This is a genomic window from Agrobacterium sp. 22094, from assembly GCF_052046015.1.
Taxonomy (GTDB): Bacteria; Pseudomonadota; Alphaproteobacteria; order Rhizobiales; family Rhizobiaceae; genus Agrobacterium; species Agrobacterium cavarae.
Genome location: NZ_JBQEPX010000001.1, coordinates 288,132 through 314,908 on the forward strand (window position 1 = coordinate 288,132; position 26,777 = coordinate 314,908).

Below are 26,777 nucleotides of genomic sequence, written 5' to 3' on the forward strand. Positions count from 1 at the left end.
TAATGGCGGGCGGTCATCCGTCCGTTGGAGTTCGGGGAGTTCAATGAACCCAAATTTTAGAAATTTCGCCCTGTGGGCGGTGATTGCTCTTTTGCTGATTGCGCTTTTCAGCATGTTTCAGACGTCGCCGTCTCAATCCGGCTCGCGCGAAATTCCATATTCGCAATTTATTCGTGATGTCGATGCAGGCCGTGTCCGTGAAGTGACGGTAACGGGCAACCGCGTTCTTGGCACCTACACCGAGAATGGGACGACCTTCCAGACCTATTCGCCGGTCATTGACGACTCGCTGATGGACCGTCTTCAGCAGAAGAACGTCACCATTGTCGCGCGTCCTGAAAGCGATGGTTCCTCCGGTTTCCTGAGCTATCTCGGTACGCTGTTGCCGATGTTCCTGATCCTAGGCGTCTGGCTGTTCTTCATGCGGCAGATGCAGGGTGGATCGCGCGGCGCGATGGGCTTTGGCAAATCCAAGGCGAAGCTTCTGACGGAAGCACATGGCCGCGTCACCTTTGACGACGTCGCCGGTGTCGACGAAGCCAAGCAGGACCTAGAAGAAATCGTCGAATTCCTGCGGGACCCGCAGAAGTTCCAGCGTCTCGGCGGCAAGATTCCGCGTGGCGTGCTGCTTGTCGGTCCTCCCGGTACGGGTAAGACGCTTCTGGCGCGCTCGGTTGCCGGTGAAGCCAATGTGCCGTTCTTCACCATTTCCGGTTCCGACTTCGTGGAAATGTTTGTCGGCGTGGGTGCATCCCGTGTCCGCGACATGTTCGAACAGGCGAAGAAGAACGCGCCCTGCATCATTTTCATCGACGAAATCGACGCCGTCGGTCGCCATCGTGGCGCCGGTCTTGGCGGCGGCAACGATGAACGCGAACAGACGCTGAACCAGTTGCTGGTCGAGATGGACGGCTTCGAGGCCAATGAAGGCATCATCCTGATCGCCGCGACCAACCGTCCCGACGTTCTCGACCCTGCACTTTTGCGCCCAGGCCGTTTCGACCGTCAGGTCGTGGTGCCGAACCCGGATATCGTCGGTCGCGAACGCATCCTGAAAGTTCATGCGCGCAACGTGCCGCTGGCGCCGAATGTCGATCTCAAGGTTCTGGCCCGTGGCACGCCTGGCTTCTCCGGTGCGGATCTGATGAACCTCGTCAACGAAGCAGCCCTTATGGCCGCGCGCCGCAACAAGCGCGTCGTTACCATGCAGGAATTCGAAGACGCCAAGGACAAGATCATGATGGGTGCGGAACGCCGCACGACCGCCATGACCGAGGCCGAAAAGAAGCTGACCGCTTACCACGAGGCAGGCCACGCCATCACGGCGCTGAACGTGCCGGTGGCCGATCCGCTGCACAAGGCGACGATCATCCCGCGCGGTCGTGCACTCGGCATGGTCATGCAGTTGCCGGAAGGCGACCGTTACTCGATGAGCTACAAGTGGATGGTGTCGCGCCTCGTCATCATGATGGGCGGCCGCGTTGCGGAAGAACTGACCTTCGGCAAGGAAAACATCACCTCGGGTGCGTCTTCCGATATCGAACAGGCGACCAAGCTTGCGCGTGCCATGGTGACGCAGTGGGGCTTCTCCGACGAACTCGGACAGGTTGCCTATGGCGAAAACCAGCAGGAAGTCTTCCTCGGTCACTCCGTGTCGCAGTCGAAGAACGTTTCCGAGGCAACAGCCCGGACGATCGACAGCGAAGTTCGCCGCCTGATCGACGAGGCCTATACCGAAGCGCGCCGCATCCTGACCGACAAGCACGACGAGTTCGTGACTCTTGCCGAAGGCCTGCTCGAGTATGAGACGCTGTCGGGCGAAGAGATCAAGTCGCTGCTGAAGGGCGAAAAGCCTGCCCGCGATATGGGTGACGACTCGCCCCATAACCGCGGCTCGGCCGTGCCGAAGGCGGGCGCCAAGAAGGATGGCCCGAACGAGGCGAAGGGCGATGGCGAAGCCGAAGGCGGCATGGAGCCGCAGCCGCACTGAGCTTCGTGCACAAGTTTACGACGGGAAGGCCGCTTCGAAAGAGCGGCCTTCTTGTTTTTTAGGTGTCGCTGGCGACGCTTGCTTGTCCAAAAGCTGTCGCAAATTTCTCCGTCGTCATGGTCGGAGTTGACCCGATCATCCACAGGCACCAACCGTAAGCGATTGAAACATATGGATACTCGGGTCAAGCCCGAGGATGACGGAGGGTGTGGCGAGGGCGGTGCCAGTCACGTAGCTTCCCGTCTGTAAGGAGCCCCTCTCATTGCTGTCGCTTCGCCCGCGAAGCCTCCGCTTTCCTGGGGAGAACCTGGGCCGGTCACGACATATATTTCGTTTTTGCGGTAATTTACGTGCTGCCAGACTCGCTTTGTGGCATCTAGCGAAAAAAGGTTGCCGCATCTCAATGCGCGGCGCCGCCATATATTTGGAGTTCACATGACACGTCGCTATTTCGGAACTGATGGCATTCGCGGGCAATCCAACGTTTTCCCCATGACGCCGGATCTGGCGATGCGGGTGGGGATTGCTGTCGGCACGATCTTCCGTCGTGGCCATCACCGTCATCGCGTCGTGATCGGCAAGGATACGCGTCTGTCCGGCTATATGTTGGAAAACGCGCTGGTCGCCGGCTTCACCGCCGCCGGTCTCGATGTCTTCCTGCTCGGCCCGATCCCGACACCTGCCGTTGCCATGCTGACCCGCTCGCTTCGCGCCGATATCGGCGTGATGATTTCCGCCTCGCATAATCCGTTTGCCGATAACGGTATCAAGCTCTTCGGCCCGGATGGCTACAAGCTTTCCGACGAGCTGGAGCTCGAAATCGAAGATCTGCTCGACAAGGACATCCACGCACAACTTGCCAAGCCGCATGAGATCGGTCGCGCCAAGCGCGTCGATGGCGACATTTATCGTTACATCGAATTCGTCAAGCGCACCCTGCCACGCGACGTGACCTTAAGCGGGCTCAGGATTGCAATCGACTGCGCCAATGGCGCGGCCTATAAGGTGGCACCGACAGCGCTTTGGGAACTCGGTGCCGAGGTCGTGACCATTGGTAACGAGCCGAACGGCACCAACATCAATTTCGAATGCGGCTCTACGCATCCGGACGCGTTGCAGAAGAAGGTGCATGAAGTGCGCGCCGATATCGGCATTGCACTCGATGGCGACGCCGATCGTGTCATCATCGTCGATGAACGCGGCCAGATCGTCGATGGCGACCAGTTGATGGCGACGATTGCCCATAGCTGGGCCGACGACAATATCCTGCGTGGCGGCGGCATCGTCGCCACCGTCATGTCCAATCTCGGCCTCGAACGCTTCCTTGGCGACAAAGGGCTGACGCTCGCGCGCACCAAGGTTGGCGACCGTTACGTGGTCGAGCACATGCGCAACCACGATTTCAATGTCGGCGGCGAGCAGTCCGGTCATATCGTTCTTTCCGATTACGGCACGACGGGTGATGGCCTCGTGGCCGCCCTTCAGGTTCTGGCGCGCGTCAAGCGCTCGGGCAAGACGGTCAGCGAGGTGTGCCGCAAGTTCGAGCCCGTGCCGCAGCTCTTGAAGAATGTCCGCATTTCCGGCGGCAAGCCATTGGAAAACCCGGTTGTGAAACAGGCGATTGCCGATGCTGAAAGCGCGCTTGCGGACAAGGGCCGTCTTGTCATTCGCCCATCCGGCACCGAGCCGCTGATCCGCGTCATGGCAGAAGGCGATGACAGCGCCCAGGTCGAGCGGATCGTCAACGATCTGGTCGGTGTGATTGGCAGCGTAAAGTCGGCGGCTTGAAGGTAGTCAGCTGGTTGCAGGGGGAAAGGTAATGTCTTTCCTCATCAAGTCAGTCGTATTTGGGCTATGTGGTATTCTTTGAGTCTCGCATTTGCGATGACGATGATGTGTCGCATGATGGCGCCAAGAGCTGTGAGTTTTGACTTCCCGGCTGCGAGCAGACGCTTGTATGTTGTAGCGAGCTGGCTTTTGCTGTGGCTTGCCGCCATCGCCGCGGTGAAGAGTAGCGGTCGTAACTGCCGCCGTCCGCCCTTTGTAAAACGACGGCCTTTACGAGCGCCGCTGTCGCGGGCATGAGGCGCACATCCCGCCAGACTTGCTGCCTGCTTGCGATCGATGTGTCCGAGCTCTGGCATGAGAGCCAACAGCACCGGGGCGATCACCTTGCCAATACCAGGAACCGTCTGAAGGATAGCCTTGCGGTCTTTCAATCGCTTATCGAGGCTCATGATCGTTTCGATCTGCTTGTCGATAGCTTCAATGCGGCGCTTGATCTCAGTTATATGGCCGGCGATGTCGCGCGCGATCGGCTTATTGCGTGGCGCCTTTAATCGGTTTTCCTCTTGCACGCGCATAGAAACCAGATCGGTACGACGCAAGACGAGCAGCTTAATTTTTGCCTCCCGTGGCTGACTTGGGCGCCAGCGAGGCAGAGATTGCGCACGTGAGAGCCCATATTCGGCAATATGGCGCGCATCAATGGCATCTGTCTTGGCATTGGCGCCGCAGGCGCGGATGAAGGCTTTGACCCGGGCAGCGTCTGCGCGATGTGCGGGAATAGCAAGGTCTTCAAGGACATCGAGCAGATTGTCCTCGTAGCCACCGGTTGCCTCGCAAATGGCGAGTGTGTCGAGGCGTCCAGCATATGGCTTTAAGATCGCTTTGAGCGCCACCTTGCTGTTTTCTAGGGTGCAGATCTCTCCGCTATGTGTGTCGAAGAAAGTGATTGTTGCTTTGGAGACGTCGAATCCCAAAGCGAATTGGATCAACTGAGGCTGGATTTGTTCGGTGTTCAGGCCCATGATTGAGCTCCATGCTTAGCATTGTCTGCGGGCGCGGCGCCAAGCCGGCCCATTCAAGTCAACAAGCGATGCGAAGCTGGTGCGATTGCAGCCCAGGATGAGGTCGGTCGAGAAGACCCATTCCTGTTCGGGCGTACAAACGCATGACCTCCGGGGTGGCCACCTCGGAGGTCATCCAGCCTCCCGAACAATAAAGCACATTTTCGACAGACAATTCCTGTGCTTGTCACAGGAATCTAGCCGCTGCGCGTCTGCGCGGCGAGAGGAGTTCTTTCAGACCAAAGACTTGGTCTGACTGGATTTCTATGACAAGCACAGGAATGAGGAACGTAACCATCGATGCTCCCGTTCCTTCGTCGCCGTTGCGGTGCAACTCGTCGAAGACACAGAAAAGATAAGCTTGATCAGCGACATATATCGTACGTCACAAAATTGAACTAGGCAGCAATGGGCCCAGACCAAGAATGATCAAGAGGCGAGGTCGTGACGCCTCTGTAACCTTTGCGGCGCTTGCTTTGCCGCCCGCTTGCCTATGACCGCGTCACGCCCACTGCTGAAAGCTCTCCTCAACACATCCGTTCAGAAACGCATGCACATCATCCGTCTGGATCGGCCGGGAGAAGACGTAGCCCTGCACCAGCGTCCCGCCCAGCGCCTTGATGACGGCCAGTTCGGCTTGAGTTTCGACGCCCTCCACAATCGTGTCTAGGCCCATTTCACGGCTGAGCGTCAGCAGCGAGCGGACGATGTTGTAGCTGGCGTCGCTGTCTTGGATGTCTCTGACGAAGCTGCGGTCGATCTTGAGCTTGGTGAGCGGGAGAGAGTGAAGCGAGGTCAGGCTCGAATAGCCGGTGCCGAAATCGTCGAGCGAAATGCCGCAGCCGATCTTTCGCAGCATCTCGACGGATTTGCGTGCCTGCCGGGTGTCATGAATGATCGCGGTTTCGGTGATCTCGAGATCCAGCCGCTGCGGGTCGAAGCCGCTATTGGCGATGATGGCGATGATGCCAAGCGTGGCTTCGGCGCTGTTGATGTCCTGGGCAGAGAGATTGAAGGACAATCGAATGTCCTGCGGCCACGTCTTCGCGGTGGCCAATGCCTTCTTCAACAGCGGTTTCGTCAGCATGTTGATGATGCCGGCGCGCTCTGCGATCGGAATGAATTGTGCCGGTGGGACAGTACCAAGAAGCTTGCTGTTCCAGCGTGCGAGCGCTTCGAAACCGACTGTCTTGCCGGAGTTGACGTCGAGGATCGGTTGATAGACCACCGACAACTCGTTTGCGAGATCGGCTTGCCGCAGCGTCTGCTCCACGCGCGCATCGCGGTGGATTTCGACGATATGCTTGGTGGTGAACAGGGTGCTGTTGCCGCGATGTTCGCGCTTGCTCTGGTAGAGCGCATAGTCGGCCCGGTCGAACAGTTCCTCGGGCGTGGACGCCACATCCGGATAGATGGCGATGCCGATCGAAGCGGAAATCATGATCGTCGCATCCGGCGTTTCAAAGGGGATGCGGAGTTTGGAGCCCATCAGGTTTCCCGCGGCAAGAACGGTATTCTCGTTCACCTGACCGGAGATGATGAAAGCAAACTCATCGCCACCCAAGCGCGACAGGAACATGCTTTCGGCGTTGCAGACGTCTTGCAGCCTCTCACCGACCTCTTTCAAAAGCCGGTCGCCAGCGGAGTGCCCGTAAAGGTCGTTGACGGGTTTGAAGCCGTCTAGATCGATCACACCGACGGCGAGGCGATGATTTTCCGCCTGGGCGAGGGTGAAGGACGTGTCGAGATGATGAAAGAAGGCGCGGCGGTTCGGGAGTTCGGTCAAGCTATCGATATTGGCGAGCTTGAGGTTCTCGTTGCTCAGGGCTTCGGTCTTCTGCTGCGCCAGCACCATTTGCTCGAAATTGTCGTAGTTGATCTTCAGCACGACCAGCATGCCGAAACAGACGAGCAGAATGTTGATGGCTGTGGCAATGAGCGTCAGGTGCCCGGTGGATGCGAAGAAAACGACGAAGGTGCCGTTGACGATCGCCGTGACCATGAGGGCGGCAGAGCGCACATGCATCATGCAGAAGATGCAGGAAATGACGGTGATCGCCATATAGAAGGCGACATGTGATTTCTGGAAGGCGTCCCCATAGGGATAGAGAAGACAGGACCATGTGGTAAAGGACGCGGCAATTACCGCCCCAAGGATGTTGATCCGCCTCATGCTGGATGCGACAGCCGCAATGGGCGGAGTATCACCTCTAGACCGTAGCCAAAAGAGGATGCGCGCCCCGCACATCACGGTGAAGAGGCATGGGACGCCAAGCGACAGCAGCCTCGGCGCGGTGTGCAGATAGGTTAAGGCCAGCGCCCACGTGCTCGAGAGTAGAATGAAGTACATCATCGGCATCTGCTGGCTGAAGGCCACATATTGCGCTCTCAACAACACCGGATTGTCCTGAGGTGTGGGAGAGAAGTCGAAGATGCTTTTCAGATTGGTTTTCAACGAAGGCCACTCTCGAACAGTTGTTGTGTCGTCTTCTCAACGGGTTTGTCGTGATGCAGTTGCTAGCGAACGCTGTGAGTGGCTTCGTCGTGGTCGCTTGTGGGGACGATGACGGGCAAAGTCGAAACGTTCTGCGTTTGAACCATCTGGAAGGGTCTAAGTTTCCCGATGTTCACACACGTTTCGTTTTATACTGTGTGCCGGTTAATACTGTTGTCTATCAAAAGGGAATAATTCTACAGAAACGTACCGGTTCGGCGCAGCGACGTAGAATTGCTGACGTGCAGCTTTTGGATGTGCTGGAGCGCATTCCTGCGTGTGAATGCGCACTTTGAGGTGTAGACGTTGCTTCCTTTAACCGGGTGTTGACTGTATTTATTAGCAAAACGACCTGTACTGGCCGTGATATTAATCGTCACTTAACCAATTTCCTTCATGTTTCATAAGTGAAGAATTCACTGGTGTGCGCGCCGTTCGCGTATGCCGCTTATGGAGCCGCCCACATGAAGAAGAGCCTGATCGGTGTCGTTGCCGCTCTGATGGCAGGTCAGCACGCACTCGCTGCGGATGTCTATCAGTCAGCCCCACCAGCCTATATTGAGCCCGCACCGGAAATTCAGGTGAAGGAAGCAAGCGGCTGGTATCTGCGTGGCGATGTCGGCTATTCCTTCAACAAGTTCCGTGGTGGCAGCTTCAACCGGGCAGTGTCGGCATCTGCGATGGAAGATGTGAGCTTTACCAGCACGTCCCAGAAGGACAGCGTCCTCTTCGGCGCAGGCGTGGGCTACCAGATCAACAATTATCTGCGCACCGACCTGACCGTCGATTATCTGTCGAAGTCGAAATTCCGGGGCTCTGCTCCAAGCCTTGAGTCGCACACCTCGCTCCAGGCCTTTGGCCTGATGGCGAACGCCTATGTCGATCTCGGCACCTATGGCCGTGTTACCCCCTATATCGGTGCAGGTATCGGTGGCGCGCATGTGAAGTGGGATACGTTCAAGACCGATTCGGGTTGCTGCGAATTCGATGGCAAGGGCAGCTGGCGCTTCGCTTACGCTTTGATGGCCGGTGCCTCGGTTGATGTCACCTGCGACTTCAAGGCCGATATCGGCTATCGCTTCCGCCAGATCGGCCAGGGCGAAATGTTCGGTCTCAATGGCGCTGCCGGTCCTGGTCGCGACAAGGGTCTGACGTCGCATGAAATCCGCCTCGGTGGCCGCTATGTCTTCAACGGTTGCGATACCGCACAGTACATGCCACCAGCCGATATTCCGGTTCAGCCCGCCGTTTACAAGTAAACGTCACAGATTGATTATAGACTTCGACCGCTCGTATCTCATCGATACGGGCGGTTTTTGTTTGGGCGGCTACCGGCATCTGACGCAGATCGGACAAAATTATCGAAGCTTGCGACATATTCCGCTTGACGGAAACGGGCGAGAGGAATAGCAACGGTGTCAGGACACTCCACCCTAACGTGGAGCGCCTATCTGGAAGGATAGTAAAATGACAGATATAGTGAAGCCGGACGTGCGTCCGGGCAATACGCATTTCTCTTCAGGTCCCTGCTCGAAGCGCCCCGGTTGGTCGCTTGATGCTCTCGCCGATGCACCGCTTGGTCGTTCGCATCGTGCCAAGGTTGGCAAAGCCAAGCTGAAGCAGGCCATCGATCTCACCCGCGAAATTCTCAATGTTCCTGCCGATTATCGCATCGGTATCGTTCCCGCATCCGACACCGGTGCCGTTGAAATGGCCTTGTGGTCGCTGCTTGGCGAACGCGGTGTGGACATGGTTGCCTGGGAAAGCTTCGGTGCTGGCTGGGTGACCGATGTCGTCAAGCAGCTGAAGCTGAAGGATGTTCGCAAGTTTGAGGCCGATTACGGTCTCCTGCCGAACCTCGCAGAGATCGATTTCGACCGCGATGTGGTCTTTACCTGGAACGGCACCACCTCCGGTGTTCGCGTTCCCAACGCCGATTTCATTCCCGCCGATCGCAAGGGCCTCACAATCTGCGACGCGACCTCTGCCGCATTCGCGCAGGATCTCGATTTCGCCAAGCTCGATGTTACGACCTTCTCCTGGCAGAAGGTTCTGGGCGGTGAAGGTGGCCATGGCGTCATCATTCTTTCGCCACGCGCCGTCGAGCGTCTGACGACCTATGTTCCCGCCTGGCCGCTGCCGAAGATTTTCCGCATGACGTCCGGCGGCAAGCTGATCGAAGGCATCTTCACAGGTGAGACGATCAACACGCCCTCGATGCTCTGCGTCGAAGACTATATCGATGCGCTTCTCTGGGCGAAGAACCTGGGTGGCCTCAAGGCGCTGATCGCCCGTGCCGATGCCAATGCCAAGGTGATCTTCGACTTCGTGGCCGAGAACAACTGGATTGCCAATCTGGCGGTTGCCGATGAGACGCGCTCCAACACCTCCGTCTGCCTCAAGATCGTCTGCAAGGATGTTGCAGCCCTTGATGCTGGCGCCCAGGCCGATTTCGCCAAGGGCATGGTTGCTCTTCTCGAAAAGGAGAATGTGGCGCTCGACATCGGTGCCTATCGCGACGCGCCGTCCGGCCTTCGTATCTGGGCTGGCGCGACCATCGAAACGGCCGACATGAAGGCCGTGATGCCCTGGTTGAAGTGGGCTTTCGGAACGCAGAAGGCAACGCTTGCCAAGGCTGCGGCCTGATCCATTCCGGCCCTGCGCAGTGCAGGGCCGCACACACTTTTCGCTTTCACGCATAAACCGCTTTTCAAGGAGCCCACACCATGGCACCTCGCGTACTCGTATCTGACGAACTGTCGGAAACCGCCGTTCAAATCTTCCGCGACCGTGGCGTCGAGGTCGATTTCCAGCCAAAGCTTGGCAAGGACAAGGACAAGCTCGCCGAAATCATCGGCAATTATGATGGTCTTGCCATCCGCTCTGCCACCAAGGCGACGGAAAAGCTGATCGAATCGGCCAAGAACCTCAAGGTCATCGGCCGCGCCGGCATCGGCGTCGATAACGTCGATATCCCCGCTGCATCGCGCCGCGGCATCATCGTCATGAACACGCCTTTCGGCAACTCCATCACCACGGCAGAGCACGCCATTGCGCTGATGTTCGCCGTTGCTCGCCAGCTTCCGGCAGCGGATACCTCCACCCAGGCCGGCAAGTGGGAAAAGTCGAAGTTCATGGGTGTCGAAATAACCGGCAAGACGCTCGGCGTCATCGGTGCAGGCAATATCGGCTCCATCGTCTGCTCGCGTGCGCTTGGTCTGAAGATGAATGTGCTCGCTTACGATCCCTTCCTGTCGCCGGAACGGGCACAGGAAATGGGTGTGACCAAGGTCGAGCTTGACGAGCTTCTGGCCCAGGCCGACTTCATTACGCTGCACGTGCCGATGACGGATAAGACGCGCGGTATTCTGGGTGCGCAGAACCTGGCCAAGACCAAGAAGGGTGTGCGCATCATCAACTGCGCCCGTGGCGGTCTGGTGGATGAGGCAGCGCTTGCCGACGCCATCAAGTCCGGCCATGTGGCTGGCGCCGGTTTCGACGTTTTCGAAGTCGAGCCCGCAACTGAAAGCCCGCTTTTCGGCCTGCCGAACGTGGTCTGCACGCCGCATCTTGGCGCATCCACCACGGAAGCACAGGAAAATGTCGCTCTGCAGGTTGCCGAGCAGATGTCGGATTACCTCGTCAAGGGTGCGGTTTCCAACGCCATCAACATGCCTTCGATCACCGCTGACGAAGCGCCGCGTCTGAAGCCCTTCATCAAGCTTGCCGACGTCCTCGGTTCTTTCGTCGGTCAGGTGCAGGAGAGCGCCACCAAGGAAATCGAAATCCTGTATGATGGCGCAACCGCCAACATGAACACCAAGGCGCTGACGAGCGCGCTTCTGGCCGGTCTCATCCGTCCGCAGGTGGCAGACGTCAACATGGTTTCCGCGCCGATCATGATCAAGGAAAAGGGCATCATCCTCTCCGAGGTCAAGCGCGACAAGACCGGTGTCTATGACGGCTTCATCAAGCTGACCGTCAAGACCGAAAACCAGGTTCGCTCGGTTGCCGGCACGGTGTTCTCGGATGGCAAGGCCCGCTTCATCCAGATCAAGAACATCAACATGGATGCCGATGTCGGTCAGCACATGATCTACATCACCAACACCGACGTGCCCGGCATGATCGGCTTCATGGGCACCACGCTCGGTGAAGCAGGCGTCAACATTGCAAACTTCCAGCTTGGCCGCGAAGCCAATGGCGGCGATGCGATTGCGCTGCTTTATGTCGACGGCCCCGTTTCGGAAGAGGTGCTGGACAAGCTGCGCGCCAACCCGGCCATCCGTCAGGTCAAGCCACTGACCTTCAATATCGATTGATCGACGACGGCCTTCTTGAAGATTTCAGCCCGGTGCGGATCCTATCTGCACCGGGCTTTTTATTGCGCGATGAAGCGTAAATCTACCGAGGGTTGCGTATCACGAAATATTTATGGTTCTCACCCTCAAAACAAAGACCGATAGTTGCTATATGCCTTTTGTTCTTTGTCGCTCAATGGGAGGGCGACCCAACAGGAGATGACGATGTTTGCTGCCATTCGGCGCTTTAAAGGTTTATTCGCGGTTGCCGCTCTGGGGATTGCGGTTTCGTTCGTGGCTGTCGATATGGCAGAAGCGCGCCGCGCCAGCGGCGGTTTCGGCAGCCGCGGCACGCGGACCTTTTCGGCACCGCCCGCAACCAATACCGCACCGGGCCAGGCCGCGCCGATGAACCGCAGCATGACGCCGAACACGAACCAGGCGACGCAGCCAAATGCAGCGCAGCCGGCACGCCCAGGCGCGCAGGCACCGCAGCAGAACCGCGGTATGTTCGGTGGCATGATGGGCGGTCTCATGGGCGGCCTGTTGATGGGCGGCCTGTTCGGCATGCTCATGGGCGGCGGCTTCGGCGGCATGGCTGGCTTCTTCGGAATGCTGCTGCAGGGACTGCTGATCGGCGGCCTCATCATGCTCGCCATGCGCTTCTTCGCCTCGCGCCGCAAGGCCGCTGAGCCCGCTTATGGCGGCGCAGCCGGCTCGAACAATGCGCGCAGCGACTATTCCGCCAATCAGCCCCAGGGCCAGGGCGGTTTCAAGATCCCGCAGATGGGCTCGCGTGCTGGTGCCTTTGGTGGCGCTGCTGCCGCAACGGCGGCTGCCGAACCCGTGGTTGCCAAGCCCGTACCGCATGAAAATGCCATGTCCGAAGGCGACGAAATCGGCGTGACGCATGGCGACCTCGAAACCTTCCAGCACATGCTGCAGCAGGTTCAGTCCGCTTATGCTGCGGAAGATTACGGCACGCTGCGCAAGCTGACGACGCCGGAGGCGATGTCTTATCTTGCCGAAGAACTCAGTGACCATGCGACGAGCGGCGTGAAGAACGATGTACGCGATGTGACGCTGTTGCAGGGTGACGTTGCCGAGGCCTGGCACGAAGAGGGCCAGGATTACGCGACCGTCGCGATGCGCTATTCGGCGATTGACATCATGCGCGACCGCGCCACCGGCAAGGTCATCGAAGGCAATGAGCACGAGCCGGAAGAATCGGTCGAGATGTGGACCTTCGTTCGCAAGGGCGGATCCGACTGGCAGGTGGCCGCAATCCAGGCCGCCGCGTAAAGCGCATCGATTTCTTCCAATGATTTATGGCGTCGGGGTCAGACCCCGGCGCCTTTTTCTTTTTTGCCGCTTTGCACTGGTGAGCAGGCGGTTCAGGCGACCGTCGCAAAATGGGGGAGGGGCGGTGCCGCAACCTTGTCCACGTATTGCCTTTTTTCGTTCATCCCGCATTCAGTCGCCGCCTTCTAACCAGACAGGCACACGTCAATGTGAACCGCTCGCGTTTTAGCAAATGCGCGCATAGGCGGAACTCCCGCCTTTTATTCGCGTTGACAATCCGAACTTCGGGCCGACCTTCGGACAACACCCGAGCAGAGGAACACGGCGACCAGCCACAGCGCGGTCCGCGAAATGGAGAGCTTTAACGATGAAACGCTTCGACCTGATCGACGGGATGCGCGGCTATTTCCTCGTCTTTATGCTGATCAACCATCTGGTCTTCGCAGGCGGTTTCTGGCTGGTGGAAATCAACCATCGCCAGTTTGCCTTCGTTGAGGACGCGCAGGGCTTCGTGTTCCTGTCCGGCCTTCTGATCGGCATGGTGTATGCCCGCAAGATGGTGAAATACGGCTACGAGGCCGGGCGCGACATGATCTGGAACCGCGCGCTCGAACTGTACAAATATGCAATGGGACTGGTGATTGCCGTCCTCTTTGCGCGCATGGTCATCCCGCACGCACCTTATATCTGGTACAACTGGCTCGGCATGACGTCCTTTGACGATCCGTTACGTCTGGCGGCCATCGCTACCTTCCTGTTCCAGCCCACCTTCATGGACATCCTGCCGCAATATATCGTCTACATGATCTTTGCGCCCTTCCTGGTGAAGCTTTGCATCGAGGGCAAGTGGGCCTATGTGATGGCCGGTTCGCTGCTGGTGTGGATGGCGGGACAGCTTGGCCTGCAGCAGCTCTTCACCGCGCCGATGAACGAGATCGTCAAGGGCGTCGACGAGCAGGGCATTCGCGTCAGCTTCAACCTGTTTGGCTGGCAGCTGGTGTTCTACACCGCACTGGTACTCGGCGCGATGACGGCGCAAAACCGTATTCCGTGGACGAAGATCTTCTCGCCGGAACGTAGCTGGATTGCCAAGGCCGCGCTAATCGTCTGCGTGTTCTTCGTGCCGCTGCGTATTGCCACCGCCTGGAACCTGATGCCGGAATTCGTGCTCGGCAAGTTCTCGACCATGGAAATCCGCGCCGACTTCGGCCCGGTTTACCTGATCAACTTCCTCGCCGTCGGCGTTGGCCTCACATGGCTCATCATCGCCGGTCCGAAGCACCACAACCCGATCGTGCAGAAGATCGCCGCCGGCGTCATCTGGGTGCTGTCCCTGAAGTTCCTGCAGCTTCTTGGTCGTCACTCACTGCAGGTCTATGTGTGGCACGTCGCCATCGTCTACGGCATCTACTATCTGGATGGCCGCACGGCAGAGCTGACGCAGATCCAGAAGACCGCGATTGCCGTCGTCGGGATTGCGATGCTGGCAATTCCAGCCCTCTGGCGCGAAAGCGACAAGTGGATCGGCAACAGCCAGAAGACGGCCGGCGCCTGATCCTGCAACACAGCGACAGATCCTCTACGGGGTGGCACTTGCCGCCCCGTACTTGCGTTTTAGGGCTTTTCTTTCTATATGCAGCGCTTGAAAATCCAAGCTTCCACGCCTCTCTTGAGGCGGAGCCCCATGGATTTGACGACAGGCGGCGGGGCCTTTACCCCCGTTATGACTGACGATTGGAAAAACCTTGAATACGCTCGACTTTGACAAGAAGCCGGAAGATACCCGGATTGTCGTTGCCATGTCCGGTGGCGTCGATTCCTCCGTGGTGGCTGGCATTCTCAAGCGTGAGGGCTATGACGTCCTCGGCATCACCCTGCAGCTTTACGACCATGGCGCCGCCGTTCATCGTGCTGGCTCCTGTTGTGCGGGCCAGGATATCGACGATGCACGCCGCGTGTGCGAAACGCTCGGCATTCCCCACTACGTGCTGGATTACGAAGCGCGTTTTCGCGAAACGGTGATCAATCCCTTCGCCGAAGCCTATGCCATGGGCGAAACGCCTGTGCCCTGCGTGGCCTGCAACCAGACGGTCAAGTTCGCTGATCTGCTGGCCACCGCGCAGGAACTGGGCGCCGACGCGCTCGCAACCGGCCACTATATCCGCTCGCGCCGCAACCCGGTGGCGGGCAACCCCAACCGCCGCGCGCTCTATCGCCCGATCGATAGCGACCGTGACCAGAGCTGGTTCCTGTTTGCAACGACGCAGGAGCAGATCGACTATCTGCGCTTTCCCCTTGGCGGTCTCTCCAAGGCGGAAACGCGTGCGCTGGCGGAAGAGATGGGCCTTGTGGTGGCCAAGAAGGCAGACAGCCAGGACATCTGTTTCGTGCCGCAGGGCAAGTATACCGACATCATCAACAAGCTGAAACCGAATGCAGCACTTGTTGGCGATATCGTCCATCTGGATGGCCGCGTGCTCGGCCGCCACGATGGTATCGTACACTACACGATCGGCCAGCGCCGCGGCATCGGCGTTGCGACCGGCGAGCCGCTCTATGTCGTCCATCTCGACGCCCGCGGTCGCCGCGTCATCGTCGGCCCACGCGAAGCGCTGGAGACACACCGCGTCTATCTGCGCGACATGAACTGGCTCGGCGACGCAGCACTTGAAGACGACGCAGCCGACGGCTTTGCCTGTTTCGCCAAGGTCCGCTCCACCCGCCCACCGGCGGAAGCCGTTCTCCATACCGACGAGAAAGGCATCTATGTCGATCTCGCCGTCGGTGAGGCGGGTATCGCACCCGGCCAGGCCTGCGTCCTCTACTCCGCACCGGGTGCCGATGCGCGCGTCTATGGCGGCGGTTTCATCGAGCGCTCGGAACGCTCGGCGGAGGCCGAGGCATCGCTGAAAGCGCTGCTCGCCAACCAGGTCGCAGCCTGAAATCGGCACTCCGGCCAAGTCTGTCGAAAGACTGACTTTTTGCGCATCTTGCGCTTGACACTTTAGGGAGCGGCACCTTATAAGCCGCTCATCCTGATGAAACGGGCCGCACATCGCAGCTTTGTTTCCCTCGTGGCGGGGTAGCTCAGGTGGTTAGAGCAGCGGAATCATAATCCGCGTGTCGGGGGTTCAAGTCCCTCTCCCGCTACCATTCTTTCCGTTGTCCGAACCGAAGACATAGGTAACAGTTTGTCTGCGTTGGACGCTGTAGCGAGTTTTCGGAATTTTGACACGAGAAATCGGAATCTCGTGCGGTTCCAGACGCGGTGACAAATACCTTACAATCTGCTATTCCAGCTCATAAAAAATGCGGGCTCAAGCCCGCACTTAATTTTCTTGGAACCAGCCAGCGAATTACTTTTTGCCAGCGTTGTTCCTGAACTGTGCTGCCATCGCTGGCGCTTGGTCCTTCGGAACCATCACGTAACCCTTTTGTGCCATGCAGCCTTTCATAACATCGTTCAAGGCATCACTCTTCTGACCTGTCACCATGGCCGCGCTCACTGTGCTCCCGATGCTGCCATCTGAATACACCACGGGCGCTCCTACAGCGGATTTTTGCGTCTCACCTACGCAAACAGTGCGGTCGATTTCGAACTGCTGCATCAAGTGCGGATTACCGACTTGCGATCGGCCATCAGTCCGCAACCAAATCTGATTTGTCGGAGCCGTCTGACATGATGACAAGAGCATCATAGCCGAAGCTCCAATGACTAAAAGTAATTTCATTCTTACCCCCTTAAAGTGCGTGGAAGAATGAAGCAGATCATTAGATGGCTGTCTATTAATACTGGCGTGCCGAGCGCGAGGACAGGAAATTTATAGCCGCCTCAGGTGCTTCTCAAATCGTGTTTGAGCGCTGCTAGAGAGCGCAGTTTCGAAATGCACCACACTTTTTTCGCCATAAGAGAAAGCCGCCCAGAACGAGCGGCTCTAGGCTCGCTGACGCTCATGTGAAAATCAGAGAGCGGCGCGCTACCAAACTTATTTCAATTCTTGAAGCCTCTGCCGTATAAACTCCGCGGCCTGATAGAGCCATGATCCGTCAGGGACGTTGAACATTAAACCCCAGTTGCTCATTGCGTAATTGAGAACGATGATGATCGAGCTCTTTACAACCGCGCTGGCAATCTCTTTTAGCGGTGTTCTCACCACGAAATTATAAAATCCCGCGACGATGTTCAGTACAGTCTTGGCAACGCTCACTCTGCCTTTCGGAGTATTGATCTTTTCGCCCCACTCACCGGCGGTCGTGAGTGCTTCTATGACGCGCGGATCTACAGCGGGCTGTGTAGAAAGATTTTCTGCCATGGCTTTAGCGATGCGAGCGAACGTCTTTGAGTCTTCTTCGGAAATCCGGGTCTGAGCAACATTATCGATGTAAAGTTGCCAGTCGTTGAACTGCGCAACGTAGTTGAGAGCCATGCGCGCGAATTCGGTCAGCGTTGCATGCAGACCGCCGGAAAGCTCGTCGCTCCGGGCAGCAACCTGAGTTTCGAACATGCTCGCATTCATGCCAGTCTCTATTACGGCTCGTCCCTCTACGAGCGATGTGTGCAGCGGAACAAAATCACGAAGGATTTGCGGGTGGTTCGAGTTGCCCAGATCTTCGCGGATATTTTCAGCCATCCGTAAGAGTACTCTCAAGGCAGCCTCTGCGATCGGTCCAGAACCATCTTTCGGATGATTAATCTGCTCCACTAAGCTGATTTCAGTTTCTGTAACCTTAAACTGATATGGAGCGATCGACTGGTCAGGGGGAAGGGTGATCTCGGGGTCTGACAGGTAGAATATGATGTTTTCTTGATCGAGGTACGAGAGATGTTGTTGTATCGCACGCAATCTGTCCTTGAGATTACCCTGAGGAAATGGACCACCCTCCGTGGATATGATGCCTTCGCTCACCACATCGAAATGCTCCCTGAAAAGATAATCAATTTCAAAGTTCAGAGCGTTTACGGTCGCAGAACTCACTGGGGTGCTTTTGAACTTATTCACTATCGACGCAAGCGCCACGGCGTAACCGTGATTGGCCTCCCAGTCTGAACGCTCTTTCTCTGCTGCATCGACTATGAGCTCGTCTAGAGCGTCGAAAATCTTTTTTATCTCTGCGGCTCTCTGCGCTTCGTCCATAGGGTCCCCCAGGTTACGACTGACTGCAATAGCTATGGAAAATAGCACGGTACCGGTTTTATCACTAGAATCAGATGTACAGTTTGTAATTGTTGACCTGCAGTTTCTGCGCCTCGATGAATGTCCAAGGCATCCTTGACCGCTTCGCAAAGTCAACGACATCAATTCCATCCCTTACAGCTTGCCGTAGGTACTGAAAGACTGTGTCTGTAACCTGTGGCCGAAATCCGCAACCGTCTGCATCACCTTGAAACTCTTAGTTTAAACCGCCATCCCACTGTCGCGCATGGAAGCGGTGAGGTTTCATCTTTTTCGTGAAATATAAAGAAGGAAAAGAAAGAGACTTGCGTCTATTGAGAGATAGCTAACATTCTTAAGTGCGATTATAGGGGAGTGTCGCATATGCATTGGAGAGAAGACTTAAAGATAAACACGAATAAGTTGTCTTTGGCGCACGCGTTTATCAGATACTTTACATCACCGAGTTTCAAGGTCGTTACGCGCTACCGGATGTACCGGTGGCTTTACCAGCGCGGATTGCTCGGCCGTATTCTTCACAAGCCGCTATTTGTGGCCAATGTCAAAATGGGTGCGTATATCTCGCCGAAAGCTGTAATCGGCAAAGGATTCCACTTGCCGCATCCAGTGGGTGTTGTGATCGGCGAAGGTGTCAAACTGGGCGACAACGTAACGATCTTCCAAGGCGTTACGCTTGGCGTCTCGAAGGAAGGCAAGGGAGATTATCCCACGCTTTCTAATGACGTCACTGTCTACGCAAACTCGGTTCTCGTTGGCGAGATCAATGTGGGGCCCGGCGCTCAAGTTGCCGCTCTGAGCTTCGTGAACGAGGACGTTCCGGGAGGAATGGTGGCTGCGGGTTCGCCGGCAACAATGAGAAACCCGCGTGACCGGCTCCCCGTATCCTTGAACGGCTGAACAAGATTCTAAAAGACGTCGCTCGCGCCCATCGTCTCGATGGGAGCAGCCTTGGGCGAGCCCATGTGGAACGATCCAATGTCGATGGAATACTTTCCCCGGGGCATTTTTTAACAGTGTAATGAGCTGGTGCACGCCATAGGGGCTTAGCCTGACAGCCCTAGAGTAACAGACGGGATTGTTCGTCTCGAAAAATGAATTCGACTGCCTGTTTCCACAGCAGGTATCCATAGTAATTTGAGTGTACGTAATCCGCGCTTCGCGCTTCAGCGTGGAGCCAAGTCGTCCAAATTTTTTAGGGGCAATTAAGTCGATTCCTGCACCTTGTACCAGTTTGCTTGCACCTTACGGACATCCCCATCAGAGAGCGGTCGATCTGCTATTGCCAGATAAGCTCTGTTTGCTTTCGCCTGATTTTGGTAGGGCACCGACTGCAATCGCTCATCACCGTCTCCGTGAACGACTGGAGCGTAGGGCATTTCGGCTATGCTCCCGTCCATGTGCCCGAATGGCTGCACGCCGCCGCCGCTGACGTAAAGCCGGTTCTTTGCCGTGAAGAATTTCATGTGGTCGGGGGCGTCTTCGTAGTTATAGACGACCGAAGGCTCGTGCACATGAACCATCAGTTGCTCCTGACCGACCTTATAGAGGTACTGCAGGTTATCGCGCGTCTGCTGCGGAAGCGGCGCATCGAACTTTATAGGCGAAGAGTCATCGATATTCTCGAGCACGGATGCGGTTAGCGTCAGGTCCTGATTGTTCGTCTGAGACGTGTTGATCACCTCATTGGTGAACCTGCGGATCAGGGCAGTCCAATAATTGTATTTTAGCAATGTCTGCATGAGGCCGTCGTAGTTGAACTTCGTAGCAAGATCGGCGAGTTTGCGGCGTGCGACCACACCTGCGGTGTCCTTTGTAGCAGACGGCTTGGTCGCAACCGCCGGCACGGCATGATGGTGTCCCAGCATCCAGATTGCGTCTGACCGCGTATCAGCCTGCGGATCACCTTTCGACAGACTCCACGTGACCTGTACGTTGTTGTCGACTGCTCCGCTTTCGAGCATCGCGAACGATAGAATCGTGAAGCCGTTGCGACCGAGGTTGAACGTCTCTTCCGAGGTGTAACTGTTCAAATTACTGTTGTCGGGGCTACGAATCCCTTGAAGGCCTGTATCCGGATCGGTGTAGCCAAACTGAAGCGTACCGTTTGTGTTGAATATCAAGTTCACGTTTCCGCGCTCGCCGGCAACTCGCCCGGTAGAAGGGTCTGCCCTGCGCATGTCGATCAGGTCGATATTGAACAAAGCCTTGACCTCAGCGAGTGTCGCCGCAAGATGCTGCTGGCCAATAAGCGCCATGCGCGCCTGGATAGCTCGGATTTGCCCCATTGACCTATTTTTTGTGACGATAACGCCGCCGACCAGGATGTTGCCGCGGTTACGCTTCGACAGTTTTTTGTCGCTGCCGGAAAAGACAGAGCCGATAGCGAGATCAGGGTTGTCCATCGATCCACCCAGAATAGCAGATGTCTGAGCTTCGCTGAGGGCCACATCCTTCGTGATTGCGCCATTCTCGAATTCTCGATAGCGGGTGGATGAGAAAATGTGGGTGGTCACATATTGCGCGTTCTTCGGGAACCGATAGGTCGCGCCTGATTTTTTGCCGGTTGCTGAAATGGTCGTGCCGCCAGTGGCGATGCTCACGCGATCAGGACCGGAGCCACCGCCACCAGCATAGGCTTGGAACCGGTTTGCCTTGCCATTGCCAAGGGTGACAATGTTGTTACGAGCGTTCAAGCCATCGAGCGGATCGTTTCCATTCGGAACGCCCCTCATGACGTCTTGTGCAGAGGACATGCGTTGATTGGGCGACCAAAGAATATGAACCTCGAACTGTTCTCCTGAAGACAGACGTATGGGTAATGTCACCGACAAGGCGCTCGCGCCTGCCAGATCGATTCCCGTGCCACCCCGATCAGTTAACCTTACCTCCTGTGCATCACTGCCTTTCCGCATCGCTGTGGCGAAGCGGGGGACGATGCCCGCAGCGCTCATGACGGGCGTGCCATCTATGGCGACCATGGTCAGTTGAAAGCCGTTTTGGTCAGGCCAAGACAGGAAACCTGCATTTGACGGAATTGCTGACACCGTTTCTCGACCAAGCGCGTCACATCCATTTTGGAAGACTGCACCCGTGTCGATATCCGTTCCCTTGACAGTCGGGGAGGTCCAATCGGCGACCATCCGGGCATTACCGAAGGCGGCAATGGTGTTTGCCTTGTCGGCTTTGGCGATCGGTGCGTCGAGCGGGATACCAGCGCGAGGCGCTGTTGCCGTCATTGCCACCGCACGTCCAGTGCTTTTCGTAAGCGATGGGGCTATTGTGCCAGCCGAGAGAACACCAAGGCCAACGATCAGGTTTCTGCGATTGCTGTCCAATGCGAGCCTCCGTCGCTCGGCGTAACGATACCGATGGTCTCGTACTGTCAGACAGATGATAGCCGCAACCGGCCCGCCAATGCTAGTCTCGCTACCCGCAGCACCAGCCGTCAGCTTTCAATGTGCTTCTTGCGGCATCGAAGCGAGTTACCATCCCAATTGCGCTACCTTGGTTCAGCAAAGCAATCGACGCTGTTTCCTGCAGAAATTGAACCAAGAGAATGCCCGATAGGTCTGACAGTGGGGTAGGGTCACATTAGACAAAAAAGCCCGGCGCAGTGGCCGGGCTTTCCCTGATCAACGTGTTCTTCTAACCTTAGAACTTCACGCCAAGACCGACGCGGATCGCGTGTTGGTCGACGTCGGAGTTGAGCGTTGCGCCGCCGAGGTCGAAGTCCTTGTCGCCGAAGTCGGTGTAGCGGTATTCGATGCGGCCGAACATCATGTCGGTGAAGGCGTAGTCGACGCCCACGCCAACGGTGTAGCCGTTGAAGGTTTCCTTTTCGCTGAAGCCTGGGACTTCCGCGAAGCCACGGGCATAGGCCCAGCCGGCGGTACCGTAGACCAGTGCGCGGTCGAAGGCGTAGCCAACGCGGCCGCGGACGGAGCCCTGCCAGTCGAGACCGTAGTCAACCGTGGCGATGCCGCCGAGATCTGCCGTGTCATCGGCCCAGTTCTTTTCGAAGTCTGCCTCAAGGCCGACGACCCAGTTGTTGCCGAGCTCGTGGTTGTAGCCAACGAAGCCGCCGAGAAGGCCGCCGTCGACGTCAGCGGAACCGGTTGCGCCGAGGAGCGAAACGTCCTGGTTGGCCCAGTTATAGCCGCCCTGGATACCGATGTTGAAGCCGGTCCAGCTGAAGGCAGGGGCAACGTCGGCGACGGGTGCAGCTGGGGTTTCGTAAACGGCGTCTGCTGCCATTGCCGTGGAGGCTGCGAGAAGAAATGCCAGTGTGGCGATCGTCTTTTTCATGGTCTTTACTCCCTTATATGAGGGAGTACTAAAACGCATTTTGGTTGAAAAATCTGTAGATTTTATGCAACAGTTACCAATCGATAGGCCAAAAATCCCTTTGAAGTTGCGTTGCGGTTTCCGCTCGCAGAGGAGTTCAAGCTGTTCGTTGTCATGGGAGCAGGGAACAGGCGTTGTCAGTATGCCCGGCCTCGCGCCGTGCCTTGTATATTCCAAGATCAAATAGGCTCTAATACTTGCAAATGCATGCAAATCTTGGGAGTATTTGGTGCGTCCAGCCTCTTTCTGCGCACAAATTTCGTTGATAGTGTTGCTTTTATGAAATCGACACTTCACCCGGCGCCGATATAAATGTTAGGCTCTCCTTAAGTTCCCCGTACCGGCAATAGCGCCACGGATGTGCGCAAGCGGTCTGCGCCTCCTGAATGATTGACGGGGTGCGATCAGGATTTGGAGTGGGACATGGATTGCCTGTTGGGCAGGGACCCGAGTGAAGTTGGGTATCATACGTGGGACATCATCGAGAACCGATTGTCGCTCGATCGGGTCTGCGCAGCAATGTGCGGCGTGCCGGAGGCGGAAGGGGCAGAGGGGATCCCGATCGAGGCCTTCCTGATGAAGATCGACCTTGCCAATAGGGAGCGGGTGGCGAAGGCCATCCATGACAGTCTTCTCTACGGCAATTTCTACCAGGAAGAATATCCGGTTGAATATGAGCCTGGTCTGTTTCGTCTCGTGCGGGTGGGCGGTCGGTTAATCTACGACCGGGACGGCGTGCCTCTCAGGGGGATCGGCTGGATGGTGGATGTCAGTCCTGAAAAGATACTGGGCGAGGGCGTCACCCGCCAGTAAAGCAATCCAAACGTGAAAACGGGCCGCGTGTTACGCAGCCCGTTTTCGGATAGATTTGCTAGTGTGCGGTTACCAGCCCTGGCGGCCGTACCAGCTGTCGACGTCGCTCTTGACGCGATCCTTTTCAACGCCGTAGCGCTCCTGGATCTTACCCTCCAGCTGGTCGCGCTTGCCTGCGATCTGGTCGAGATCATCGTCAGTGAGCTTGCCCCACTGCTCCTTGATCTTACCCTTGACCTGCTTCCAGTTACCTTCGACGCGGTTCCAGTCCATGGTGGTGTCTCCTCTATTAAATCATGGTGATATAACGGGCGCATGAAGCTGTGGTTCCAATAAATGAATGATTGATAATTCGTTAAAATCTGATTCGACATCCGATTCGATCAGGTGTAAAAATTAAGTGTTCATGGAAATTAACATCGTTTGTCAGCATGTTGCGGGAGGATGAGCCTTGTCGTACGCGGCATTTCAACGAGTCGGCGGACAGTTGTCGCCCCAGCAGGTCACGGATCTGCAGACTATCTTTGACGGTGTTTGTTTCGAATGCTTGGAGGATCGCAGCAGTCAGGTGGCGAATGAATGTGCCGCCGTGCTGATCAGAAGCGCCCAGCGCGGCATTCTTGATCACGACATGCTTCGGGACATCGGCCGCGCAGTCTTGCGGCGGCACTAAAGCGCGTCGCGATCCTTCAGAATCGCTCACACGCGTTGGGTTATCGTTTTACTGCATGTCGCGCAAATCCGCTGAACGCTGTTGCGTGGACCATGCTTCAGTCCGAACTATCTTGGTGAAAGCGCCCGGTCTTGGCCGGGCGCTTTGTCGTGTCAGACTTTTTCCTGCACGTGGGCTTCGAGGAACCACAGCGACTTGTCGAGATCGCGCGATGCGGCTGTGAAGATATCCGCCGTGCTGGCGTCGCCTGCCTCATCCGCCTCATCGATCGACTTGCGCACCAGATTGGCGACATCGCCGTAGCGCTCGATCAGTTCGTCCAGATGGTCATGGATCTTGTAGATATCGGTCGGGTAGGCCTTGAGCTTGGTGGTGGACGAGACCGCCTGAAGGCTGCCGAGTGCGGTGCCGCCGAGCTGGACGGCGCGTTCTGCGATGATGTCGGTGTGGTTGTCGATCAGCTTGCGGAAGCTGTCGAGAAGCTCGTGCACGGCAATGAACTGTGGACCCTTGAGGTTCCAGTGTGCCTGCTTGGTAAGTAGTGCCAGATCGATCATCGAAGCCAGCGCTTCGTTCAAAAGCCCGATTACCGTGGATTTGGTGTTGGAGGGCAGGTCGTTTCTGGTCTTGTGGGTCTTCATCTTCTTCTCCTGGACGGTCGCGGCCATGCGCCGCTTGTGCTGTTCAGGAGAGGAACGGGCAGCGGCTTATGATGTTCCGCTGCCGTCAAAGGGACGATGGAAAATTTGCGCGGCGCTTAAAGCGTGTCGCGATCTTTCAGACCCGCTCCATACGCTTTAAGTCCTTGTTTTGTCGCATGTCGTCATCGCAAAACCGCTGCACACTTTTGCGTGGACCATGCTTTAGCGCGCGGTCAGTTTTCCGGATAGTCGCTGATGATTTCGCGGCGCAGAAGGGTCAGCGAACGGTCCGGCTCGATCCGATAGGTTTCCAGCGCAAGGCGTCCGTCGCCGGTGCGGAAGCTATGGCTGAAGGTGGAGCCTGCCGGCGACTTCACCAATCTCTCACGCGGCTGTCCACCATAGGTGATGCTGCCAGGAATGGGTTCGACGGTGGACCCGGCTGTGGAGCAGGAGGCAAGCGCCAGAACGAGGAGAAGGCCGAGTTTACGCATTGTGGCTCCCGTTGAATGTAGGTGAAGTATGAGTGTGTAACTCAGGCTCTTCGCGTCTGTTCCAAAGGAAAGAGCCCCGCATCTTGCAAGATACGGGGCTCTTCGTCCTGGGAGGTGTTCTGGTTACGATCAGTCTTCGTTGGCCGCAAGCTGCGTCAGAACCTGGCCGCGTCCGCGAATGCGCATAATCAGCGGAACGATGAAGGCTGCGGCGGCGACGAGGAAGAGGCCGACTGCGATGGGCGAGGTGAAGAGGACGCTCGGGTCACCCTGGCCGATGGCAAGTGCACGGCGCAGCTGCTGCTCGGCAAGCGGTCCGAGGATGAGGCCAACGACGGCCGGCGCGATCGGATAGCCGAAGATGCGCATGATATAGCCGAGGATACCGAAGGCGAGCAGCATGCCGAGTTCGAAGACCGATGGATTGGCGCCGATGGTGCCGAGCGTCGCAAACAGCAGAATGCCGGCATAAAGCCACGGTTTCGGAATGGTCAGCAGCTTCACCCACAGACCGATCAGCGGCAGGTTGAGAACCAGCAACATCAGGTTGGCGATGAAGAGGCTGGCGATCAGACCCCAGACGAGCTGCGGATTGGTGGCAAACAGCAGTGGACCGGGCTGCAGGCCATATTGCTGGAAGCCCGCGAGCATGATGGCGGCGGTTGCCGTGGTGGGCAGGCCGAGCGTCAGGAGCGGAACGAGCGTGCCGGCAGCCGATGCGTTGTTGGCCGCTTCCGGACCGGCTACGCCTTCGATGGCGCCTTCGCCGAATTCTTCCGGATATTTGCTCAGCTTCTTCTCCGTCGCATAGGAGAGGAACGTCCCGATTTCCGCACCGCCCGCAGGCATGGCGCCGATGGGGAAGCCGATCAAGGTGCCGCGCAGCCATGGCTTCCAGGAGCGTGCCCAGTCCTGCGCGCTCATCCAGATGGAGCCCTTGACGGCTTCGATCTTGTCCTGGCCGGTCTGGCCCTGGGCAACGATGAAGAGCGTCTCGCCAATGGCGAACATGGCAACGGCAAGCGTCGTGACTTCGACACCGTCGAGAAGGTCCGGAACGCCGAAGCTCATACGCGTCTGCCCGGTCAGCTGGTCGATGCCGATAATGGCAAGCGTGAAGCCGATGAAAAGCGAGGTGAGGCCGCGCAGAGCCGAATCGCCGAATGCCGACGAGACGGTGACGAAGGCTAGAACCATCAGCGCGAAATATTCGCGCGGGCCAAAAACCAGCGCCAGCTTGACGATATAGGGCGCGACGAAGGCAAGTGCGATGGTGGCGATCAGTCCGGCAACGAAGGAGCCGATGGCGGCGGTGGCAAGAGCCGGGCCGCCACGACCCTTGCGGGCCATCTTGTTGCCTTCGAGTGCGGTGACGATCGAGGCGCTTTCGCCCGGCGTGTTCAGAAGGATCGAGGTGGTCGAGCCGCCATACATGCCGCCGTAGTAGATACCGGCAAACATGATGAGCGAGCCCGCAGGGTCGAGCCTGTAGGTGACGGGCAGAAGGAGTGCCACGGTAAGAGCCGGACCGATGCCCGGCAGAACGCCGACGGCCGTGCCGAGTGTCACGCCGATCAGCGCGTAGAGCAGGTTCATGGGTTGGGCTGCAACCTCAAGACCGTGCAAAAGGAATTCGAATGTGCTCATGGACAGATGTTCCCCTGTCGGGCGAGGCTGCCGCGGAATTCACGTCCCACTGCGG

21 protein-coding genes and 1 tRNA gene are annotated in these 26,777 nt (G+C 57.3%); 11 read left to right on the forward strand and 11 right to left on the reverse strand.

All coding sequences use genetic code 11. The annotated features are described in order from the left end of the window. Positions 1 to 43: 43 nt before the first annotated feature. Positions 44 to 1,990 (forward strand): ATP-dependent zinc metalloprotease FtsH, encoded by a 1,947-nt coding sequence (gene ftsH / locus ACTJK5_RS01395; protein ID WP_062427959.1) that lies wholly within the window; start codon positions 44 to 46, stop codon positions 1,988 to 1,990. Between the two features lie 435 nt (positions 1,991 to 2,425). After that, positions 2,426 to 3,778: a phosphoglucosamine mutase gene (gene glmM, locus ACTJK5_RS01400; protein ID WP_062426211.1), complete on the forward strand. Its 1,353-nt coding sequence runs from the start codon at positions 2,426 to 2,428 to the stop codon at positions 3,776 to 3,778. A gap of 44 nt (positions 3,779 to 3,822) precedes the next feature. On the opposite strand, the gene ACTJK5_RS01405 is transcribed toward glmM, so the two are convergent. Together ACTJK5_RS01405 and ACTJK5_RS01410 are read right to left on the reverse strand one after the other, a co-directional pair. Next, positions 3,823 to 4,800 carry an IS110 family transposase gene (locus ACTJK5_RS01405; RefSeq protein WP_062427771.1) on the reverse strand — a complete coding sequence of 326 codons (978 nt, stop codon included), beginning with the start codon at positions 4,798 to 4,800 and terminating at the stop codon, positions 3,823 to 3,825. Between the two features lie 541 nt (positions 4,801 to 5,341). After that, positions 5,342 to 7,294 carry a putative bifunctional diguanylate cyclase/phosphodiesterase gene (locus ACTJK5_RS01410; protein WP_440611681.1) on the reverse strand — a complete coding sequence of 651 codons (1,953 nt, stop codon included), beginning with the start codon at positions 7,292 to 7,294 and terminating at the stop codon, positions 5,342 to 5,344. A gap of 503 nt (positions 7,295 to 7,797) precedes the next feature. Between ACTJK5_RS01410 and ACTJK5_RS01415 the strand changes: the two genes are divergently transcribed. The 7 genes from ACTJK5_RS01415 (at position 7,798) to ACTJK5_RS01445 (ending at position 16,089) form a co-directional block, all read left to right on the forward strand. Next, entirely contained in the window at positions 7,798 to 8,592 is a 795-nt protein-coding gene (locus ACTJK5_RS01415) for an outer membrane protein (protein WP_062425207.1), read from the forward strand. A 208-nt stretch (positions 8,593 to 8,800) separates the two neighbouring features. Further along, positions 8,801 to 9,979 (forward strand): phosphoserine transaminase, encoded by a 1,179-nt coding sequence (locus ACTJK5_RS01420; protein WP_440611682.1) that lies wholly within the window; start codon positions 8,801 to 8,803, stop codon positions 9,977 to 9,979. A gap of 80 nt (positions 9,980 to 10,059) precedes the next feature. Beyond that, positions 10,060 to 11,655: a phosphoglycerate dehydrogenase gene (gene serA / locus ACTJK5_RS01425; RefSeq protein WP_062598839.1), complete on the forward strand. Its 1,596-nt coding sequence runs from the start codon at positions 10,060 to 10,062 to the stop codon at positions 11,653 to 11,655. Between the two features lie 204 nt (positions 11,656 to 11,859). Continuing rightward, positions 11,860 to 12,936, forward strand: a complete 1,077-nt coding sequence (locus ACTJK5_RS01430) for a Tim44 domain-containing protein (protein WP_062425206.1) — start codon at positions 11,860 to 11,862, stop codon at positions 12,934 to 12,936. Between the two features lie 367 nt (positions 12,937 to 13,303). Further along, positions 13,304 to 14,491 carry an OpgC family protein gene (locus ACTJK5_RS01435; protein ID WP_440611683.1) on the forward strand — a complete coding sequence of 396 codons (1,188 nt, stop codon included), beginning with the start codon at positions 13,304 to 13,306 and terminating at the stop codon, positions 14,489 to 14,491. Positions 14,492 to 14,681: 190 nt separating this feature from the next. Beyond that, a complete protein-coding gene (mnmA, locus tag ACTJK5_RS01440; RefSeq protein WP_440611684.1) occupies positions 14,682 to 15,878 on the forward strand; it encodes a tRNA 2-thiouridine(34) synthase MnmA in 1,197 nt (398 codons plus the stop codon). Positions 15,879 to 16,012: 134 nt separating this feature from the next. Continuing rightward, positions 16,013 to 16,089 (forward strand) — tRNA-Met (locus tag ACTJK5_RS01445). A gap of 203 nt (positions 16,090 to 16,292) precedes the next feature. Here the strand turns inward: ACTJK5_RS01445 and ACTJK5_RS01450 are convergent. Next, positions 16,293 to 16,667, reverse strand: coding sequence for a hypothetical protein (locus ACTJK5_RS01450; protein ID WP_440611685.1), 375 nt, complete (start codon positions 16,665 to 16,667; stop codon positions 16,293 to 16,295). A gap of 255 nt (positions 16,668 to 16,922) precedes the next feature. Beyond that, on the reverse strand, positions 16,923 to 18,071 hold the full coding sequence (locus ACTJK5_RS01455; RefSeq protein ID WP_313592485.1) for a hypothetical protein: 1,149 nt from the start codon (positions 18,069 to 18,071) through the stop codon (positions 16,923 to 16,925). A 402-nt stretch (positions 18,072 to 18,473) separates the two neighbouring features. Here ACTJK5_RS01455 and ACTJK5_RS01460 point away from each other — a divergent pair, with 402 nt between their 5' ends. Next, the gene (locus ACTJK5_RS01460; RefSeq protein ID WP_427928731.1) at positions 18,474 to 19,007 is read left to right on the forward strand and encodes a serine O-acetyltransferase; all 534 of its coding nucleotides are present in this window, start codon (positions 18,474 to 18,476) and stop codon (positions 19,005 to 19,007) included. Between the two features lie 305 nt (positions 19,008 to 19,312). Here ACTJK5_RS01460 and ACTJK5_RS01465 read toward each other — a convergent pair whose 3' ends face one another. Continuing rightward, positions 19,313 to 21,346: a hypothetical protein gene (locus tag ACTJK5_RS01465; protein ID WP_440611686.1), complete on the reverse strand. Its 2,034-nt coding sequence runs from the start codon at positions 21,344 to 21,346 to the stop codon at positions 19,313 to 19,315. A gap of 415 nt (positions 21,347 to 21,761) precedes the next feature. After that, positions 21,762 to 22,415, reverse strand: a complete 654-nt coding sequence (locus ACTJK5_RS01470; protein WP_062439854.1) for an outer membrane protein — start codon at positions 22,413 to 22,415, stop codon at positions 21,762 to 21,764. Positions 22,416 to 22,877: 462 nt separating this feature from the next. On the opposite strand from ACTJK5_RS01470, the gene ACTJK5_RS01475 reads away from it, so the two are divergent. After that, positions 22,878 to 23,267, forward strand: a complete 390-nt coding sequence (locus ACTJK5_RS01475; protein WP_062439860.1) for a hypothetical protein — start codon at positions 22,878 to 22,880, stop codon at positions 23,265 to 23,267. A 69-nt stretch (positions 23,268 to 23,336) separates the two neighbouring features. On the opposite strand, the gene ACTJK5_RS01480 is transcribed toward ACTJK5_RS01475, so the two are convergent. The 5 genes from ACTJK5_RS01480 to ACTJK5_RS01500 form a co-directional block, all read right to left on the reverse strand. Continuing rightward, positions 23,337 to 23,540 (reverse strand): CsbD family protein, encoded by a 204-nt coding sequence (locus ACTJK5_RS01480; RefSeq protein ID WP_062425195.1) that lies wholly within the window; start codon positions 23,538 to 23,540, stop codon positions 23,337 to 23,339. Between the two features lie 82 nt (positions 23,541 to 23,622). Continuing rightward, positions 23,623 to 23,895, reverse strand: coding sequence for a hypothetical protein (locus tag ACTJK5_RS01485; protein ID WP_186330222.1), 273 nt, complete (start codon positions 23,893 to 23,895; stop codon positions 23,623 to 23,625). Between the two features lie 197 nt (positions 23,896 to 24,092). Continuing rightward, a complete protein-coding gene (gene dps / locus ACTJK5_RS01490; protein WP_082479094.1) occupies positions 24,093 to 24,608 on the reverse strand; it encodes a DNA starvation/stationary phase protection protein Dps in 516 nt (171 codons plus the stop codon). 206 nt (positions 24,609 to 24,814) lie between these two features. Then, positions 24,815 to 25,075, reverse strand: coding sequence for a hypothetical protein (locus tag ACTJK5_RS01495; protein ID WP_062425157.1), 261 nt, complete (start codon positions 25,073 to 25,075; stop codon positions 24,815 to 24,817). Positions 25,076 to 25,204: 129 nt separating this feature from the next. Further along, positions 25,205 to 26,722, reverse strand: coding sequence for a tripartite tricarboxylate transporter permease (locus tag ACTJK5_RS01500; protein ID WP_062425156.1), 1,518 nt, complete (start codon positions 26,720 to 26,722; stop codon positions 25,205 to 25,207). Positions 26,723 to 26,777: the final 55 nt, after the last annotated feature.

Coding starts and splice junctions, on each gene's coding strand:
- dps (WP_082479094.1), bottom strand. CDS start 24,608: ATGGCCGCGACCGTCCAGGAGAAGAAGATGAAGACCCACAAGACCAGA.
- ACTJK5_RS01475 (WP_062439860.1), top strand. CDS start 22,878: ATGGATTGCCTGTTGGGCAGGGACCCGAGTGAAGTTGGGTATCATACG.
- serA (WP_062598839.1), top strand. CDS start 10,060: ATGGCACCTCGCGTACTCGTATCTGACGAACTGTCGGAAACCGCCGTT.
- ACTJK5_RS01455 (WP_313592485.1), bottom strand. CDS start 18,071: ATGGACGAAGCGCAGAGAGCCGCAGAGATAAAAAAGATTTTCGACGCT.
- ACTJK5_RS01435 (WP_440611683.1), top strand. CDS start 13,304: ATGAAACGCTTCGACCTGATCGACGGGATGCGCGGCTATTTCCTCGTC.
- ACTJK5_RS01405 (WP_062427771.1), bottom strand. CDS start 4,800: ATGGGCCTGAACACCGAACAAATCCAGCCTCAGTTGATCCAATTCGCT.
- ftsH (WP_062427959.1), top strand. CDS start 44: ATGAACCCAAATTTTAGAAATTTCGCCCTGTGGGCGGTGATTGCTCTT.
- ACTJK5_RS01470 (WP_062439854.1), bottom strand. CDS start 22,415: ATGAAAAAGACGATCGCCACACTGGCATTTCTTCTCGCAGCCTCCACG.
- ACTJK5_RS01465 (WP_440611686.1), bottom strand. CDS start 21,346: ATGACGGCAACAGCGCCTCGCGCTGGTATCCCGCTCGACGCACCGATC.
- ACTJK5_RS01450 (WP_440611685.1), bottom strand. CDS start 16,667: ATGAAATTACTTTTAGTCATTGGAGCTTCGGCTATGATGCTCTTGTCA.
- ACTJK5_RS01430 (WP_062425206.1), top strand. CDS start 11,860: ATGTTTGCTGCCATTCGGCGCTTTAAAGGTTTATTCGCGGTTGCCGCT.
- ACTJK5_RS01495 (WP_062425157.1), bottom strand. CDS start 25,075: ATGCGTAAACTCGGCCTTCTCCTCGTTCTGGCGCTTGCCTCCTGCTCC.
- ACTJK5_RS01500 (WP_062425156.1), bottom strand. CDS start 26,722: ATGAGCACATTCGAATTCCTTTTGCACGGTCTTGAGGTTGCAGCCCAA.
- ACTJK5_RS01415 (WP_062425207.1), top strand. CDS start 7,798: ATGAAGAAGAGCCTGATCGGTGTCGTTGCCGCTCTGATGGCAGGTCAG.
- ACTJK5_RS01420 (WP_440611682.1), top strand. CDS start 8,801: ATGACAGATATAGTGAAGCCGGACGTGCGTCCGGGCAATACGCATTTC.
- ACTJK5_RS01480 (WP_062425195.1), bottom strand. CDS start 23,540: ATGGACTGGAACCGCGTCGAAGGTAACTGGAAGCAGGTCAAGGGTAAG.
- ACTJK5_RS01460 (WP_427928731.1), top strand. CDS start 18,474: ATGCATTGGAGAGAAGACTTAAAGATAAACACGAATAAGTTGTCTTTG.
- glmM (WP_062426211.1), top strand. CDS start 2,426: ATGACACGTCGCTATTTCGGAACTGATGGCATTCGCGGGCAATCCAAC.